At 71.9% G+C, this 16,042-nt stretch carries 18 protein-coding genes; 5 read left to right on the top strand and 13 right to left on the bottom strand.

Annotated elements, in window-relative coordinates:
- Positions 1 to 4 precede the first annotated feature (4 nt).
- From E8M80_RS20895 to E8M80_RS20885, 3 genes are all read right to left on the bottom strand, one after another.
- The gene (locus E8M80_RS20895; RefSeq protein WP_137127672.1) at positions 5 to 673 is read right to left on the bottom strand and encodes a DUF599 domain-containing protein; all 669 of its coding nucleotides are present in this window, start codon (positions 671 to 673) and stop codon (positions 5 to 7) included.
- 9 nt (positions 674 to 682) lie between these two features.
- Positions 683 to 1,756, bottom strand: a complete 1,074-nt coding sequence (locus E8M80_RS20890) for a hypothetical protein (protein ID WP_137127671.1) — start codon at positions 1,754 to 1,756, stop codon at positions 683 to 685.
- 139 nt (positions 1,757 to 1,895) lie between these two features.
- A complete protein-coding gene (locus E8M80_RS20885; protein WP_137127670.1) occupies positions 1,896 to 3,113 on the bottom strand; it encodes an NADP-dependent isocitrate dehydrogenase in 1,218 nt (405 codons plus the stop codon).
- A 149-nt stretch (positions 3,114 to 3,262) separates the two neighbouring features.
- On the opposite strand from E8M80_RS20885, the gene E8M80_RS20880 reads away from it, so the two are divergent.
- Positions 3,263 to 3,460, top strand: coding sequence for a hypothetical protein (locus E8M80_RS20880; protein WP_137127669.1), 198 nt, complete (start codon positions 3,263 to 3,265; stop codon positions 3,458 to 3,460).
- A 9-nt stretch (positions 3,461 to 3,469) separates the two neighbouring features.
- Here the strand turns inward: E8M80_RS20880 and E8M80_RS20875 are convergent, their stop codons facing one another.
- The gene (locus tag E8M80_RS20875; RefSeq protein WP_137127668.1) at positions 3,470 to 4,153 is read right to left on the bottom strand and encodes a hypothetical protein; all 684 of its coding nucleotides are present in this window, start codon (positions 4,151 to 4,153) and stop codon (positions 3,470 to 3,472) included.
- 94 nt (positions 4,154 to 4,247) lie between these two features.
- Positions 4,248 to 5,249: an MBL fold metallo-hydrolase gene (locus E8M80_RS20870; protein WP_137127667.1), complete on the bottom strand. Its 1,002-nt coding sequence runs from the start codon at positions 5,247 to 5,249 to the stop codon at positions 4,248 to 4,250.
- 136 nt (positions 5,250 to 5,385) lie between these two features.
- Between E8M80_RS20870 and E8M80_RS26110 the strand changes: the two genes are divergently transcribed.
- The 3 genes from E8M80_RS26110 (at position 5,386) to E8M80_RS20860 (ending at position 7,722) form a co-directional block, all read left to right on the top strand.
- Positions 5,386 to 5,559 carry a hypothetical protein gene (locus E8M80_RS26110; protein WP_170979546.1) on the top strand — a complete coding sequence of 58 codons (174 nt, stop codon included), beginning with the start codon at positions 5,386 to 5,388 and terminating at the stop codon, positions 5,557 to 5,559.
- A 13-nt stretch (positions 5,560 to 5,572) separates the two neighbouring features.
- The gene (locus E8M80_RS20865; RefSeq protein WP_137127666.1) at positions 5,573 to 6,784 is read left to right on the top strand and encodes a flavin-dependent oxidoreductase; all 1,212 of its coding nucleotides are present in this window, start codon (positions 5,573 to 5,575) and stop codon (positions 6,782 to 6,784) included.
- A gap of 134 nt (positions 6,785 to 6,918) precedes the next feature.
- Entirely contained in the window at positions 6,919 to 7,722 is an 804-nt protein-coding gene (locus E8M80_RS20860; protein ID WP_137127665.1) for an enoyl-CoA hydratase, read from the top strand.
- On the opposite strand, the gene E8M80_RS20855 is transcribed toward E8M80_RS20860, so the two are convergent.
- The 7 genes from E8M80_RS20855 to E8M80_RS20825 form a co-directional block, all read right to left on the bottom strand.
- Positions 7,710 to 8,267: a VUT family protein gene (locus E8M80_RS20855; RefSeq protein ID WP_137127664.1), complete on the bottom strand. Its 558-nt coding sequence runs from the start codon at positions 8,265 to 8,267 to the stop codon at positions 7,710 to 7,712. The genes E8M80_RS20860 and E8M80_RS20855 overlap by 13 nt on opposite strands.
- The gene (gene queC / locus E8M80_RS20850; protein ID WP_137127663.1) at positions 8,264 to 8,968 is read right to left on the bottom strand and encodes a 7-cyano-7-deazaguanine synthase QueC; all 705 of its coding nucleotides are present in this window, start codon (positions 8,966 to 8,968) and stop codon (positions 8,264 to 8,266) included. The genes E8M80_RS20855 and queC overlap by 4 nt, the downstream gene beginning before the upstream one ends.
- Positions 8,965 to 9,969: a tRNA epoxyqueuosine(34) reductase QueG gene (gene queG, locus E8M80_RS20845; RefSeq protein WP_137127757.1), complete on the bottom strand. Its 1,005-nt coding sequence runs from the start codon at positions 9,967 to 9,969 to the stop codon at positions 8,965 to 8,967. Before queG ends, queC begins: the two co-directional genes overlap by 4 nt.
- A gap of 86 nt (positions 9,970 to 10,055) precedes the next feature.
- Complete coding sequence (queF, locus tag E8M80_RS20840; RefSeq protein ID WP_137127662.1) at positions 10,056 to 10,529, bottom strand: preQ(1) synthase; 474 nt, start codon at positions 10,527 to 10,529, stop codon at positions 10,056 to 10,058.
- The gene (gene tgt, locus E8M80_RS20835; protein WP_137127661.1) at positions 10,526 to 11,653 is read right to left on the bottom strand and encodes a tRNA guanosine(34) transglycosylase Tgt; all 1,128 of its coding nucleotides are present in this window, start codon (positions 11,651 to 11,653) and stop codon (positions 10,526 to 10,528) included. The genes queF and tgt overlap by 4 nt, the downstream gene beginning before the upstream one ends.
- On the bottom strand, positions 11,650 to 12,771 hold the full coding sequence (queA, locus tag E8M80_RS20830; RefSeq protein ID WP_137127660.1) for a tRNA preQ1(34) S-adenosylmethionine ribosyltransferase-isomerase QueA: 1,122 nt from the start codon (positions 12,769 to 12,771) through the stop codon (positions 11,650 to 11,652). The genes tgt and queA overlap by 4 nt, the downstream gene beginning before the upstream one ends.
- Positions 12,772 to 12,817: 46 nt before the next feature.
- Positions 12,818 to 13,162 (bottom strand): DUF427 domain-containing protein, encoded by a 345-nt coding sequence (locus E8M80_RS20825; protein ID WP_137127659.1) that lies wholly within the window; start codon positions 13,160 to 13,162, stop codon positions 12,818 to 12,820.
- A gap of 97 nt (positions 13,163 to 13,259) precedes the next feature.
- On the opposite strand from E8M80_RS20825, the gene E8M80_RS20820 reads away from it, so the two are divergent.
- Positions 13,260 to 14,246 carry a hypothetical protein gene (locus E8M80_RS20820; RefSeq protein ID WP_137127658.1) on the top strand — a complete coding sequence of 329 codons (987 nt, stop codon included), beginning with the start codon at positions 13,260 to 13,262 and terminating at the stop codon, positions 14,244 to 14,246.
- 282 nt (positions 14,247 to 14,528) lie between these two features.
- On the opposite strand, the gene E8M80_RS20815 is transcribed toward E8M80_RS20820, so the two are convergent.
- Positions 14,529 to 15,944 (bottom strand): lipase/acyltransferase domain-containing protein, encoded by a 1,416-nt coding sequence (locus tag E8M80_RS20815; protein WP_137127657.1) that lies wholly within the window; start codon positions 15,942 to 15,944, stop codon positions 14,529 to 14,531.
- Positions 15,945 to 16,042 lie beyond the last annotated feature (98 nt).

Here is a 16,042-nt window from a genome sequence, read left to right as displayed (position 1 = left end):
CGCGCTACGGCACGAGCGCGTCGCGCGCCGCCGATCTGAACTCGCGCCGGTGCAACTCCCGCAGCACCAGCAGGCTGGCCGCGACCAGCGCCAGCGGATGCACGATCCACGCGAGCGCCGCGAGCCCGAAATAGTAGGAGCGCAGCCCCGTGTTGAAGTGCTGCGCGCCACGGTTGGCAAGGCGCACCGCGGCTTCGGCCTGCGCCGTCGCCGCCTCGTCGCGCGGCATCGCCATGACCAGCGTCGAGGTGTAGTTGAACTGCCGCAGCGCCCAGGTCAGCTCGAAGAAGGCGTTGACGAAGATCAGCAGCAGCAGGCCGATCTTCACCTCCCACATCGCGTCGTCCGGCACGGTGGACCATGGGAAGGCGGCGACGACGCGCCGGCCGAGGTCAGGTGCCGCCATCATCGCGACCAGTCCGCCCAGGATCAGGATGGAGCTGGTCGCGAGGAAGGAGACCGAGGACATCAGGTTGCCGATCGCCGCGATGTCGGCGATGCGGTTTTCCCGCGGCAGGGCGGCGAGCATCCAGCGGCGGCGGTGCTCGTCCATCGCGGCGATGACGCTGCGCGCGCGGATGGACGGGATGCGGTCGACCAGCAGCGCATAGGCGAGCCAGCACAGCACGAAGACCGCGAGCGCGATCGCGTCGAGCAGGGTGAAGGGCGGCATTGGTCCCGGTCAGGCGGGCGGGGCGGCCAGGCGTGGGAACCAGAGCTCGATCCGCCCCGCCGGCAGGTTGCGGAAGCGGTCGCCGATGAAGACGGCGCGCAGCGCCGACAGCGGGCCACCGAGGCCTTCCAGGCAGGCGGCGTGGCGGATCACGCCGACCAGGCGCTCCGCTTCCTCCTGTTGGCCGGTGCGGTAGTAGCGCACCTCGGCCGCCTGGGCGGCGGGGTTGCGGGCATTCACGTTCTCGATCGGCGCGCGGCTGAAGTCCTGGTCCACGGCATTGGCGCGGTCGAGGATGCGTCGGGCCAGCGGCCGGTCCGGTTCCTGCACGACCTGGGCGAAGACCGTCAGGCGTTCGGCATTCGCGACGGGCGCGGGGAGGGCGGGGCAGCCCTCGGCCGGGCGGGGCGGGGCGGCCGGCGAGGCTGGGGCGGCGGCCACGACGGCGCCGCGCGGCGCCGGCAGCGCGATGCGAAGGTCGGGCGAGCGCTCGCAGCCGGCCGGCGCGCTGTCCTCCAGCTGGTCCAGCATCTCGCGCCAGGCATTTTGGACGGCGGGTTCGTCCATGACGGCGGACGGCAGGTCGTGGCGCATGGCGCGCAGGATCGCCGCCGCCTCGGCCGGTGGAAAGAGGGCGATGACGGTATTCGCGATCAGTTCGACCGAGGCGCGGTCACGTGCCGCGCCCACCGCCTGGATCTGCTCGCGCGTGAAGCCCACGATGCGCATGCCGAGTTCGACGCAGCGGATGCTCCGCTCGGCGGCCAGGCGGCGCTGCTCGGCTTCCTCGCGCCGCTGCTGCTCCTGGGCCGCGGCGGCGGCGCGGCGGGTATTCTCCGTGCGCTCGATCTCGGTGCGGCGGGCCTGCTCGCGTTGCACGAAATAGGTGTTGGCCAGGGTCGCGCCGCCGACCAGCACGGCGGCGACCGAGACGAAGGCGCCGGCGTGGCGGTTCAGCAGCCGGTTGTCGTTGCGTAGCTTCGGCACCTCGGCCGCGAGTTTGTCGACTTCCGCTGCCAGTTTCCGGAGCTCGAGCGCGGGTCGCTGCTCGGGCTGGGGTGTGCGGTCCGCATCGGTCTGCATGGCTGGCTCCGCGGCTGATCGGGGATGCAAGGCTGGAACGAGCCTGACGTCGCGGCCAGCAACCCGGATCACACCGTATGCGCAAAGGGCGGCGGGGTCGTCCCCGCCGCCCTTGCAGCCCGCGCGGCCGGTGTGCCGGTCAGGCCATCGCCTTCTTCAGGTTCTCGTCCAGCTTGGCCAGGAAGGCCTGGGTATTGAGCCAGGGCTGGTCCTTCCCGATCAGGACCGCGAGGTCCTTCGTCATGTGACCGCTCTCGACCGTGTCGATGCAGACCTTCTCGAGCGTCTCGGCGAAGGCGGTCACGTCCGGCGTGCCGTCGAAGCGGCCGCGATAGGCGAGCCCGCGCGTCCAGGCGAAGATCGACGCGATCGGGTTGGTCGAGGTCTCGCGGCCCTTCTGGTGCTCGCGGTAGTGGCGGGTGACGGTGCCGTGTGCGGCCTCGGATTCAACGGTCTGGCCGTCGGGGGACAGCAGCACGGAGGTCATCAGGCCGAGCGAGCCGAAGCCCTGCGCCACGATGTCGGACTGCACGTCGCCGTCGTAGTTCTTGCAGGCCCAGACATAGCCGCCTTCCCACTTCAGCGCGCAGGCCACCATGTCGTCGATCAGGCGGTCCTCGTAGGTCAGGCCCTTGGCCTTGAACTTGTCGGCGAATTCGGCGTCGAACACCTTCTTGAAGATGTCCTTGAACTCGCCGTCATAGGCCTTGAGGATCGTGTTCTTGTGGCTGAAGTAGACCGAGTAGCCGCGGGCCAGGCCGTAGTTGAGGCTGGCGCGGGCGAAGCCCTCGATCGACTTGCGGGTGTTGTGCATGCCCATCAGCACGCCGCCGCCGGCGGGGAAGTTGGTCACTTCCAGCTCGATCGGCTCGCCGCCGCCCTCGGGTGTCCAGGTCAGCGTGGCCTTGCCCGCACCCGGGATCTTGGTCTCGGCGGCGCGGTAGATGTCGCCATAGGCGTGGCGGCCGACCACGATCGGCTTCGACCAGTGCGGCACCAGGCGGGGGACGTTCTTGCAGATGATCGGCTCGCGGAAGATCGTGCCGTCGAGGATGTTGCGGATGGTGCCGTTCGGGCTGCGCCACATCTTCTTGAGGCCGAACTCTGCGACGCGCGCCTCATCGGGGGTGATGGTCGCGCACTTCACGGCCACGCCGTACTGCTTCGTGGCATGGGCGCTGTCGACCGTGATCTGGTCGTCCGTCTCGTCGCGCTTCTGGATGCCGAGGTCGTAGTACTTCAGGTCGATGTCGAGGTACGGGAGGATCAGCTTGTCCTTGATGAACCCCCAGATGATGCGGGTCATCTCGTCCCCGTCCATCTCGACGACGGGGGTCTTCACCTTGATCTTGGCCATGCCTGTCCTCTGTGGCGCGTGCGTGAAGCGGGCCACCCCTTGCAGGCCGGCCGGCGCGGCCGGACCTTGCACCGGGGGCGCCGGTGCGGCAAGCCCGCAGGGGGCCGAAAAAGCCCGGAATGGCAGCGTTTCACCGGGAGCAGACCTGCATGAAGGACGCAGCGCGCGGCGTGGCCGCCCGCCTTGCCCGCAGCCTCGATGTCGCGACCGGGGAGGGCTACCGCCTCGGCTACGAGATCGCCCGCGACGAGGCCGCCTTCCTGGCGCTCGAGGCCGGGCGGCCGGACCTGGCCGAGCGCATCCGGGCGCTCCGGCCGCTGCCCGACCGGGATGCGCCGCGGGGCTGAACCGCCGCATCAGAGCGCGAGGTTCACCTCGGCGCGTCCGGCGAACCTGTCCTCGTAGATCCGCTTGCGGTCCTCGAGCGACCAGCTTCGCACGCGCTGGTAGGTGATGTCGTTCAACGCCGGGCCGTGGATGACCAGCGCCTTCGGCGCTGCGTTCAGCAGCGCGAGTCCCTGGCCCTGGAACTTGATCTGCGTCAGCGTCGCATCCGTCGGGCAGGCGACGGTCGGCCCGGCGATGATGGCGTAGTTGCCCCAAGTCAGGGTGTTCTTCTCCCCCGTCAGGCCATGGCCCTCGGGGTCGGCGTTGATCTCGCGGAATTCATTGAAGTTCATGCGGACGCTGGCGTCGCCGAATTGCGGCACGGTCACGCTGCGTATGGTGGTGTCGGTGCCGGCGTCGTAGCCCGTGCCGTAGTCGGAGGGGCGGTTGGCATTGGGCCGGAAGCTCATCATCGCCGGCGCCGTGATGCCCTGCTGCTGCACCGCCAGCTGGGAGACCGAGATGGAGATGACCGCCCAGCCGCCCGCCGCCTGGCCGTAGTATTGCAGCGCCGAGATGATTCCGGCCGGCAGGTCGTCCCGCCAGTAGTAGCTGCCATTGCCGAATTCGCCGTTGCTCGTGGCGGCGATCTGCTCGGCGCCGCCGACGATCGCGTCGGCTCGGGTCTTGGACAATCCGCGGTAGAGCAGCATGCGGTCCTCCGGGCCTTCGCCGCGTTGGTGCCACAGGCGGCGTCATGACGGAACCGGAAAGGGCGGCGCCCGCGCGGGGCGCCGCCCGCCGGCCTCAGCCGAGGCTGGTCACGTCCATCGGCGCCGGCAGCCAGGCGAAGCCCTCGCCCTCCTTGACCACGTTGCCGAGCCCCGGCCAGGGGAAATGATAGGACAGGACCTGCGGCTGGTCGGTCGCGAAGCGGTCGAGCATCCGCGCGCGCGTCTGCGCAGACTGCTTCGGGTCCGTGTCGAAGGCGAATTCCAGCATCGGCCGGCGCAGCAGCAGCACGTGATGGTGTGCGAGGTCGCCGGTATAGACCATGACCCTGGGGCCCGAGGCGATGGCATAGACGGTGTGCCCGACCGTATGCCCGGGTGCGGAGATGGCGGTGATCCCCGGCACCACGGGCTGGCCGTCCTGCACCATCACCATGCGGTCGCGATAGGCGGCGAGGTTCTTCTGCGCGCCGCGGATGAAGGGCTCCATGAAGGCGGGGCCACGGATGTTCGCGTCATCCGTCCAGTACTTCAGGTCGGCCTCGGCGATCGCCACCTGGGCATTGGGGAAGTTGCGGTTGCCCTGCGCGTCCACCAGCGCCCAGCAATGGTCGCAATGGGCGTGGGAGAGCACGACCATGTCGATCTGCGCCGGCTCGATGCCCGCGGCGCGCATGTTGCGCAGCAGGCGGCCGGTGGTGGGCCCGAACATCCGGCTGGCCTCGCCCATGCTGTCGCCCATGCCGGTGTCGAACAGCACCAGGTGGCGGCCGGTGTTCACGATCACCGCGTTCTGCTCCAGCACCGCATTGGCGGGGTCGAGCATCGCGGCGCGCAGCATGGCGTTCACCTCGCCCGGCCCGGCGCCGACGAAGGCGTCCTCCGCCTTGCCGAGCGGCAGCGCGCCGTCGGACACCACGGTCACCTCGTAGTCCCCGAAGCGGAACCGGTACCAGGCGGGCGCGCCGCGGCCGATCATGGGGGCGGCGGCATGGGCCCGGGACGGGGGCAGCGTGCCCGTCGCGAGGCCCGCGGCGGCAATCCCCGCGCCCAGCAGGGCGCGGCGTGCGATGGTCATGGCTGGTTCCTCCGTTTGGTCGGCGCTACAGCAGTGGGCAGCCCGGCGGCGCAGCCTATCGGCCGGCGGGCGCGCGATGCCAGCATCGCGTGCATTGCGTGACATCATTCTCCCGTGACGGGAAAGGAGCCTTGCCATGATCCTCCGTGCAGTGGCGGCCGGCATGGTCGGGATGGCGCTGCTGGGCGCGGCGACGACCGCCGCGGCCGGGGCGGCGGTCCTGGCCTGCGCCGCGCGCCGCCGGGCCAGGGACCGCGCGGCCTGGCCCGAGGAAGCGCCCCCGCCGCCGCCCGACGACGACGAGACCTGAGGGGATGCCCGCCATGCATGTGCTGATCGCGGGCGGCGGCGTGGGTGGCCTCACGCTCGCGCTCTCGCTGCAGGAACGGGGCATCGGCTGCACGGTGTTCGAGGCGGCGGCGCGCGTTGCGCCGCTCGGCGTCGGCATCAACACGCTGCCGCATGCGATCCGGGAACTGGCGGCGCTCGGCCTTCTGCCGGCGCTCGATGCGGTGGCTGTGCGCACGCGGGACCTGCGCTACCTCAATCGCTTCGGCCAGGAGATCTGGTCGGAGCCGCGCGGCACCTGGGCGGGGCACGAGGTGCCGCAATTCTCGATCCATCGCGGGCGCCTGCACCAGGTGCTGTGGCAGGCGGTGCGGGAGCGGCTGCCGCGCGGCAGCCTCGTCACCGGCGCGCGGCTCGCGGGGTTCCGCCAGGACCGCTCGGGCGTCACGGCCCGCTTCGCGGATGGCAGCACCGCGCGCGGCGCCGTGCTGGTCGGCGCCGACGGCATCCATTCGGTCCTGCGCGCGCGGCTCTATCCGAAGGACGGGGGCATCCGCTGGAACGGCATCCAGATGTGGCGGGGCGCCGTCGAGTGGCCGGAATTCGAGGGCGGCGACACCATGATCGTCGCCGGCGACATGGCCGAGAAGCTGGTGCTCTACCCGATCGCGCAGGGATCGCGGCCGGGGACGCGGCTGACCAACTGGGTTGTCTGCGCGCGGATCGGCGATGCCGCGAAGCCGCCGCCGCGGCGGCAGGACTGGTCGCGCCCCGGGCGGCTCGAGGAGGTGCTGCCCCATGTCGCGCGCTTCCGCATTCCCTTCCTGGATGTCGCGGCGCTGGTGCGCGCCACGCCCGAATTCTGGGAATACCCGATGTGCGACCGCGACCCGCTGCCGACCTGGACGCGCGGGCGGGTCACGCTGCTCGGCGATGCGGCGCACCCGATGTATCCGGTGGGCTCGAACGGCGCGTCCCAGGCGGTGCTCGATGCGCGCTGCCTGGCCGGGATGCTGGCCGCGCGCCCGCCGGCCGAGGCGCTGGCCGCCTACGAGGCGGAACGCCTGCCGAAGACGGCCGAGATCGTGCGCAGCAACCGGCTCGGCGGGCCGGAGCGCGTGGTGGACGTGGTCTCGGAACGCGCGCCCGAGGGCTTCGCGCGGCTGGAGGATGTGATCACGCGCGAGGAACTGGCGGCGATCGCGGGCGGGTACGCAGCGATGGCGGGGTTTGCGGTGGCGCGGTGAGGGGAAGGTCGGGGGAGGGGAACCTCCCCCAAACCCCCTCCCTTCTTTGGCACCTGGCGCCCATCCTGCCAAAAGGTTGAGGAGGGTCCGGGGGGAGAAGTTCCCTTCTCCCCCCGCCTTCCTGGGAGCGAGACATGACCGGACGGATCGACCTGCACCGCACCCATGACGGCGCCGTCGCGCATGTCGTGGTGGACCACGACGCCAAGCTCAACACGCTCAATCCCGACCTCATGCGGGATTTCGCCGCCGCCTTCGCCGCGCTCTCGGCCGAGGAGGGCCTGCGCGCCGTGGTGCTGACCGGCGCCGGCCCGCGCGCCTTCATCGGCGGCGCCGACATCGGCGCCATGGCGGCGGTGACGAGCCCCGCGGGCGGCGAGGCCTTCATCCGCCTGGTGCATGGCTGCTGCCGCGCCGTCCGGGACTGCCCCGTGCCGGTGATCGCGCGGGTCAATGGCTGGTGCCTCGGCGCCGGGCTCGAGGTGGCGGCGGCCTGCGACCTCCGCATCGCGACCGAAACGGCGAAGTTCGGCATGCCGGAGGTGCGCGTCGGCATCCCCTCGGTGGTGGAGGCGGCGCTGCTGCCCGGGCTGATCGGCTGGGGCCGCACCCGGCGCCTGTTGCTGCTGGCCGAGACGATCGGCGCCGCCGAGGCGCTGGAATGGGGGCTGGTCGAGCGCGTCGTGCCGCGAGGCGCGCCGGGCGATGCTTCGCCGGCCGCGGCGCTCGACGCGGCCGTGGAGGAATGGCTCCACCTGCTGCTGGAAGCCGGCCCGCAGGCGATCCGCGCGCAGAAGGCGCTGATCCGGAAGTGGGAGGACATGGCGCTGTCGCAGGCGATCGCCGCCGGCATCGACGCCTTCGCCGCATCCTGGCGGACCGAGGAACCCGTCCGGATGCTGGGCGCGTTCGTGAACCGGAAGCGTCAGGCCGGCTGAATGCCGCGCCGTTCGTCGCGCCGCCGGAGCAGCGCGACCAGCGGCAGGGACAGCGCCACCATCCACGCCTTCCCCACCACCTGGCCCGCCAGGTAGTCCAGGCTGCCGAAGGCGAGCCAGAGGAACACCACGCTGTCCACCACGAGGCCGACGGCGCCGCTGGCGGCCACCGCCAGCACCAGGCGGCGCCGCTGCAGCGGCGTATAGACCGCGAGGTCGGCGAATTCGCTGAGCAGGAAGGCGACGGCGGAGGCCACCACCAGCGCCGGCGGTGCCACGAAGGCGGAAAGCGCCGCGCCAGCCAGAACCGCGCCCGCCGCGAAGCCGAGGCCAAGGCGCCGCTGCACCAGGTCCCGCAGCACGAGCGCGAGCCCGATCATGAGCACGCCCGACGGCGCCATGAGGCCGGGTGCCACCGGCACCAGGCAGGGACCGTCCGGCACGCAGACCGTGCCGGCATTGCCGATCAGCCAGTTGGCGGCCGGGATGCAGAGGCCGAAGCCGATCAGCGCAAGCACGCCCTCGGCGCGCGGGGTCAACGTCATAGCCGCTCCTGGGCGTAGTGGTGCCAGCCCCGGGCACGCAGTTCGCAGGCCGGGCAGGTGCCGCAGCCATGGCCCCAGGGGTGGCGCTTCGATCGATCACCGAGATAGCAGGAATGGGTGTGCTCGACCACCGCCGCCACCAGCGCCTGGCTGCCGAGCCGTTCCGCCAGCCGCCAGGTCTGGCCCTTGGACAGCCACATCAGCGGTGTCTCGAGCACGAAGCGCCGCTCCATGCCGAGGTTGAGCGCGACCTGCAGCGCCTTGATGGTGTCGTCGCGGCAATCCGGATAGCCGGAATAGTCGGTCTCGCAGACGCCCGTGACGATGCGGCGGATGCCGCGCCGATAGGCGAGCGCGGCGGCGAAGGTCAGGAACACCAGGTTGCGGCCGGGCACGAAGGTGGTGGGCAGGCCGTGCTCGCCCATCGTGATCTCGGCGTCGCGGGTCAGCGCGGTGTCGGAAAGCTCGCCCAGCGCATCGAGGCGGATCGTGTGGTCGGGGCCGAGGCGGGCGGCCCAGTCCGGGTCGATGGCGGGCAGCGCGGCGCGGAAGGAAGCGCGACAGTCCAGTTCCACGCGGTGGCGCTGGCCGTAGTCGAAGCCCAGCGTCTCGACGCGGCCGAAGCGGTCGAGCGCCCAGGCGAGGCAGGTGGCGGAATCCTGCCCGCCGGAGAACAGCACCAGCGCCGCGTCGTCGGTCATGTCGCCTCCTCCAGCCGCGCTACGGCCCAGCGCGCGGCCTCGGCCACCACTGGGTCGGCATCCTCGCACAGCGCCTGCGCCACCGGCCGCAGCGCGCCATCGCCCGAATTGCCGACCGCGATCATCACGTTGCGCACGAAGCGGTCGCGCCCGATGCGCTTGACCGGGCTGCCGGCGAACATTGCACGGAAGGCGGCGTCGTCCAGCCGCGCGAGGTCCGCGAGCATCGGCGCGCGCAAGGCATCGCGCGGCGCGAAGGCGGGCTCGCTGTGCGCCTGCGCGAACTTGTTCCACGGGCAGACCGCCAGGCAGTCGTCGCAGCCATAGATGCGGTTGCCCATCAGCGGGCGCAGCGCGGGGTCGATCGGCCCTCGATGCTCGATCGTGAGGTAGGAGATGCAGCGCCGCGCATCGAGCTGGTAGGGCGCGGGGAAGGCCGCGGTCGGGCAGATGTCGAGGCAGGCACGGCAGCTGCCGCAATGATCGGCCTCGGCGTCGTCGGCGCCGAGGTCGAGGGTCGTGAACACCTCGCCCAGGAACAGCCAGGAGCCGAGCGCGCGGGAGACGAGGTTGGTGTGCTTGCCCTGCCAGCCGAGCCCGGCGGCCTGCGCGAGCGGCTTCTCGGCGACCGGGGCGGTGTCCACGAAGACCTTGATGCCCGTGCCCGGCCAGGTCTCCGCCATCCAGCGGCCGAGCGCCTTGAGGCGCTTCTTGACCACGTCGTGGTAGTCGCGGTTCTGCGCGTAGACACTGACGGTGGCGCGGTCGCTCTGCGCCAGTGTCGCCAGTGGATCGTCGTCCGGCCCGTAGTTGAGGCCGAGCACCACGACCGACACGGCCTCGGGCCAGAGCGCGCGGGGGTTCGCGCGCTGCTCGGCGCGGTCCGCCATCCAGCCCATCGAACCATGGCGGCCTTCGCCGAGGAAGTGCATGAGCCTGTCGCGGATCTCGGGCGCCAGCTCCGCGCGTGCGAAGCCCACGGCATCGAAGCCGAGCGCCATGGCCTGCTGCCTGATGGCATCGCGCGGCACGTGGTTTCCAAAGGCCTTTCGGCCCTTGGCGGGGTGGTCCGGAGGGGCGGCGCCCTTCACCCGCGCCCACGATAAGGCTGCACGTCCTGCGCCGGGATCCACACCCCCTCCGGCGCGGGACCGCTCTGCCAGAACACGTCGATCGGGATCCCGCCGCGCGGGTACCAGTAGCCGCCGATCCGCAGCCAGACGGGCGCCAGCAGCGCCACCAGCCGCTGCGCGATATCCAGCGTGCAGGCCTCGTGGAAGGCACCGTGGTTGCGGAAGGACGCGAGGTAGTTCTTGAGCGACTTGCTCTCCACGATCCATTCGCCCGGCACGTAGTCGATCACGAGGTGCGCGAAATCCGGCTGGCCCGTCAGCGGACACAGCGAGGTGAATTCCGGCGCCGTGAAGCGCACGCAGTAGCGCAGCCCCTGGTGCGGCGCGGGCACCTTCTCCAGCACCGCGGCCTCGGGGCTCGCGGGCAGGGCGGTCTGGCGGCCGAGTTGCGTCAGGGCGTGGTATTCGTGGTCGGGGGCGCCGCTCATGCCGCTGTCTCCTCCTCGCGCGTGTGCCAGCCGGCTTCGATCCGCGCGGCCGTCTCCTCGAATGTGCCGGCCAGGATCGCCGCGCGCAGGTCACGCATCAGATCCTGGTAATACTGGATATTGTGCCAGGTCAGCAGCATCGGCCCGAGCATCTCCCCCGCCTTGAACAGGTGATGCAGATAGGCGCGCGAATGGCGCCGGCACGCCGGGCAGCCGCAATCGGGGTCGAGCGGCCCGTTGTCCTCGGCATGGCGGGCGTTGCGGAGGTTCAGCACGCCGCGGCGGGTGTAGGCGCGCCCGGTGCGGCCCGAGCGCGTCGGCATGACGCAGTCGAACATGTCGATGCCGCGCCGGACCGCGCCCACCAGGTCCGCCGGCGTGCCGACGCCCATCAGGTAGCGTGCGCTGTCCCGGGGCAGCAGCGGCACGGTGGTGTCGAGCACGGCGAACATCGCCGCTTGGCCCTCGCCGACCGCGAGACCGCCGACGGCATAGCCCTCGAAGCCGATGCGCGTCAGGGCATCGACGCTCTCGGCGCGCAGGTCCGGATAGGTGCTGCCCTGCACGATGCCGAACAGCCCGTGGCCGTCGCGCGGCACGAAGGCGTCGCGGCAGCGCGCCGCCCAGCGCATGGACAGGCGCATGCTGTCGGCCGCCTGCTGCCCGGTCGCGGGAAAGGGCGTGCATTCGTCGAGCACCATCGTCACGTCGGCGCCAAGCAGGCGCTGGATCTCGACGCTGCGTTCCGGAGTCAGGCGGTGCTTCGAGCCGTCGATGTGGCTCTGGAAGGTCACGCCCTGCTCGTCCATCTTGCGCAGGCCGGACAGGGACATGACCTGGAAGCCGCCGGAATCCGTCAGGATCGGCCCCTGCCAGTCCATCATCCGGTGCAGCCCGCCGAGGCGCGCGACGCGCTCCGCCCCCGGGCGCAGCATCAGGTGGTAGGTGTTGCCGAGCACCATGCGCGCGCCGGTGGCCCGCACCGCGTCCGCCGTCATGGCCTTGACCGTGCCGGCGGTGCCGACGGGCATGAAGACCGGCGTCGCCACTTCGCCATGCGCGGTGTGAAGAACGCCCGCGCGCGCGGCGCCGTCCGTCGCCTCCCGGGTCCAGCGCAGCGTCATGCCGTGCGCTCCAACAGCGTCGCGCGGTCATCCGCGCGCTCCAGCAGCGTCGCGCGGTCATCCGCGCGCTCCAGCAGCGTCGCATCGCCGTAGGAGTAGAAGCGGTAGCGCGCGGTGACGGCATGCGCATAGGCCGCCTTCATGCGCGCCGTGCCGGCGAAGGCCGAGACGAGCATGAACAGCGTGCTGCGCGGCAGGTGGAAGTTGGTCAGCAGCAGGTCGGCGGAGCGGAAGCGGTGGCCGGGCAGCAGGTAGATGTCGGTCAGGCCGCGGAAGGGATGGATGCGCCCGTCCGCGTCCACGGCCGATTCCAGCAGCCGCAGCGCCGTGGTGCCGATCGCGACGATCCGCCCGCCGGCCGCGCGTGCGGCGTTGATGGCGCCGGCGGCCTCCTCGGTGATCTCGCCCCATTCGGCGTGCAGGCGGTGCTGGCGGGGGTCCTCGGCGCGGAGCGGCAGGAAGGTGCCGGCGCCGACATGCAGCGTCACGGCCGCGCGCGCCACGCCGCGCGCGGCGATGGCGGCGAGCAGCGCCGGCGTGAAGTGCAGGCTCGCGGTCGGCGCCGCGACGGCGCCGGGGCGCTCGGCGAAGATGGCCTGGTAGTCGGCCGCGTCCTCGGGGCGCGGGCCGTCCGGGCGGGAGATGTAGGGGGGCAGCGGAACTTCGCCGGCGGCGTCCAGCGCGGCGGCGAGCGCCGCCTGGTCCGGCCCGAAGTCGAGCCGCACGGCACCGCCCTCGGGCGCCTCGATCACCGTCGCGGCGCAGCCCTCGGTGCCGTCCACCGCGATCACGTCGCCGGCGCGCAGCCGGCGCGCGTTGCGCACCAGCGCATGCCAGACGCCGCCGCCCTCGGCGCGGTTCAGCATCACCTCGATCCGCGCCTGGCCGCGGCGGGCGCGCAGGCGGGCCGGGATGACGCGGGTGTCGTTCACCACCATGACGTCGCCGGGGCGGAGCAGGCCCGGCAGATCGCCGACGCCGGCATCGGTCAGCCCCGCGGTGCCGACCACCAGCATCCGCGCGGCGTCGCGCGGCCGCGCGGGGGCGTGGGCGATCAGGTCCTCGGGCAGGGCGAAGTCGAAATCGGCGGTGGCGAGCGGCGGGGGGGTCTCGGGCACCGGGGGCGGGTAGCCCGCGCCGGCGCCGCGCGCAACCGCCGCGCGGTCAGGCGCCCTCGATGGCGTCCACGCGGTCCGGGTAGAAGGCGAGGTGCCCGGCGATGGCGGCGACGCCAGGCAGCGGCGCCTCGTAGGACCAGACGGCGTCCGTGGCGCGCCGGCCGCCGGCCTCGATGCTGAAATACGATGCATCCCCCTTCCACGGGCAGGTGGTGCGGAGCGTGCTCGGCTGCAGCAGCGTCATCGCCGCATCCTCCCGTGGGATGTAGAGCACCGGCGCGCGCGCGCCTTCACGCATCACCAGCGCGCGCGTCGTCTCGGCCACGGTCTGGCCGGCGAAGCGCACCCGCACCTGGCCGGCATGCGGGGCGATGGCGATGGCGGGCGGCATGGGCGGTCTCCTCGCGGAACTGCAACAGGACGGAGGTGGCGCCACGCCGCGCAGCCCGCTACCCCCTATCGTGCATCCTTTCACCAGGACCCCGCCGATGCGCCGCCTTCTGCTCCCGATCCTCGCCCTGCTGGCGCTGCCCGCCGCGGCCGAGCCCTTCCGCTTCGCCGCCTTCGGCGACATGCCCTATTGCAGTCCCGCCCGGCCGCAGGACTGCCCGGCCGAGGAAGGCCGCGTCGCCGCGCTGATGCGCGAGATCAACGGCGCGCGCCCGGCCTTCACGGTGTTCGTGGGCGACACCAAGGGCGGGGCGGAGATCTGCACGGATGACCGCGTGCTGCGCGCGTTTTCCTGGATGGCGCTGGCGAACCGCCCGCTGGTCTATACGCCGGGCGACAATGAATGGACGGATTGCTGGCAGGACCGCGGCGGGCGGTTCGACCCGCTGGAACGGCTGGCGCTGCTCCGCGCGCGCTTCTTCGCGACGGCCGCGAGCCTCGGCCGGCCCATGGCCCTGACGCGCCAGGCCGATGCCGACCCGCAGTACCGCCCCTTCGTCGAGAATGCCCGCTGGACACACCAGGGTGTGGTGTTCGCGACGCTGCACGTGGTCGGCAGCAACAACAACCGGCCGACCGAGGCCGGCGAGACGCCCGCATCCCGCCCGCCCGCCGGGGCGATGGAGGGATACCAGGCGCGCGACGCGGCCAATCGTGCCTGGCTCGCCGCGGTCTTCGCCGAGGCGCGGCGCGTCGAGGCGCGCGCCGTCGTGCTCGCGATGCAGGCCGAGATGTACTTCGCCGACCGCTGCGGCCGCGGCCAGGTGAGCGGATTCCGCGACATGCGGGCTGCCCTGGCGCGCGAAGCCGCGGGCTTCGGTCGCCCCGTCCTGCTCATCCATGGCGACATCCACACCTGGCTGCAGGACCGCCCGGTGCCCGAGGCGCCGAACTTGACTCGCATCATGGTGCCTGGCGCCGCCGATACGCGCGCGGTGGTGGTCGAGGTGAACCCCGAGGCGGCCGACCCCTGGGCGTTCCGCCTGATCGGCCCGGAGGACCGGGTGCGCAGCAACGCCAGCTGAGAAGGCCTGGGGAGAAGGGAACTTCTCCCCCGTCTCCGCCCCCACAACCTTCCTTGGCACCTGGCGCCGATCCCTCGGGGTCCGGCGCCACGTAACAAGGAAGGGACGGGGATCGGGCATGCATCCACTTGTGCCGAACTCTCGTCTTCCGATTTTGATCGCGAGCCATGCGTGTGGGAATGACCCCAGATACATGCCTGATGCGCGACGAAAAATGCCGCGACCTTCGTGACACTGGTGCAGTGTCTGGGGTTCGGACACCTCGGCCCGTACCGGTATGCGTCAGCGCCGCCTTGGCTCGTCCAGCAGGCAGAAGAGGATGTTGTTGCGAAACGTCGGGTCGCGCGTAATCTCAAGATGTTCGCGCGGCAGGAACAGCACACGCTGGACGTCCATCGGCGTGATCACGCCCAGGCCGCGCGGCTCCTGCCCCTGCCGGAAGTCGAGCAGCGCCGAGTCCCGCAGGACGAGCCCGTCGCCTGCGGCCCTCTGGAGCGGCTCGATCCGTCCGGTCTCCGGATCTGCCGCCATCCGCATCGTCATTGGCAGCGCATCGCGGGCGACGGCCATCGGTTCCGTCCCGGCCGGCTGCGTTACGCCGCGCTCCATTGCCGCCGCGAAGGCTCGCGCCCGGCGCAGAAGCCGCGCCTGCAGGTCGGCGGCAAGCCTGCGGCGCTCCTCGGCTGCGGCGACATCGGGCATCAGCGTCGCCAGCCCGGCATCGATCCCCGGCTTGGCGATGCCCCATCCCATGCGTTGCCAAACCTCAGGGTCGTGCAGGTCGAGTGCAACCTCGTTCGACCCCGTCAGGACCACGGGCCGCGAGCGCGCCCGCGGCAGCAACTGGTAGAGCGACGGAAAGGTCCCGAGGATCGCCGGGCTGTAGGAGGGGACGATCGGCGTGCCGAAATCGCGCCCATCAACCAGCACGCGGAAGGCATCGGGCGAGTCGCCATTGGGCGTACCGATCTGGATCAGCCGCGCCATGAAGCGTGCCCCCTCGAAGGTGAGCGGCGGCAACGACCCGTCAGCAGGGAGGTCGGCCCCGCCGTAGAGCATCGCGTAGCGGGCAACGATCCCGCCCATCGAATGCGCGACGATGTCGAGCTTCACGTCGGCGTCGCGCACGCCGTAGCGGTGCGCATTCGTCACGTTGTCCTGCCGCCAGTCGTAGTCGAACTGGAAGCAGGTGCAGTGATCCGGGCCGTGGTCGATCTCGCCGCCGAGGCCGAGCGCCTCGTCCCGGTAGCCGCCGACGCCGAGCGTCGCCATGACCTCGGCATAGGCGCGCAGCACGATCAGGATGGCGGCGACACCGATGCACGCGCCCGGCAGCGCATAGGGCAGGTCTGCCGCCGCGCCGGCCAGGCGCACGCTGCGGTGCGACTGCGCCAGCGCGATCGCCCCCGCCGCCGCCGCCAGCACCAGCGCCGCGACGCCCGCGAGCACCAGCGACCGCCCGAAGGCCGCCCCTGTCTGCGCGCCCGGCGCCAGCGCCGCCGCGAAATTGGCCAGGGTGAAGGTCGCGGCCGACAGGCGCACGCCGATCGCGGGCACCAGCGCTGCCAGCAGCAGCGAAAGCATCGGCAGCCCGAGCACGACCAGCAGGTAGGCAACCGCCGCAGCCGCGCCCGCGCCGCGCAGCCGCAGCGGCATCGGCGCGAAGGGCCGCCCCGTCGGCAGCGGCGCTGGCCCCATGCACCTGCTGACCGACAAGGTCACCTGCGGCTGCTGCGGTGGCGGGTTCTCCGCCATGGGCAAGGATGACCTGGGCTGCCGCACCGCCCGGAACGGCG

The organism is Roseomonas sp. HF4, from assembly GCF_005222755.1.
Classification (GTDB): Bacteria; Pseudomonadota; Alphaproteobacteria; order Acetobacterales; family Acetobacteraceae; genus Neoroseomonas.
Note: the sequence above shows the minus strand (reverse complement) of the source record. Positions and strands in the feature narration are given on the sequence as shown.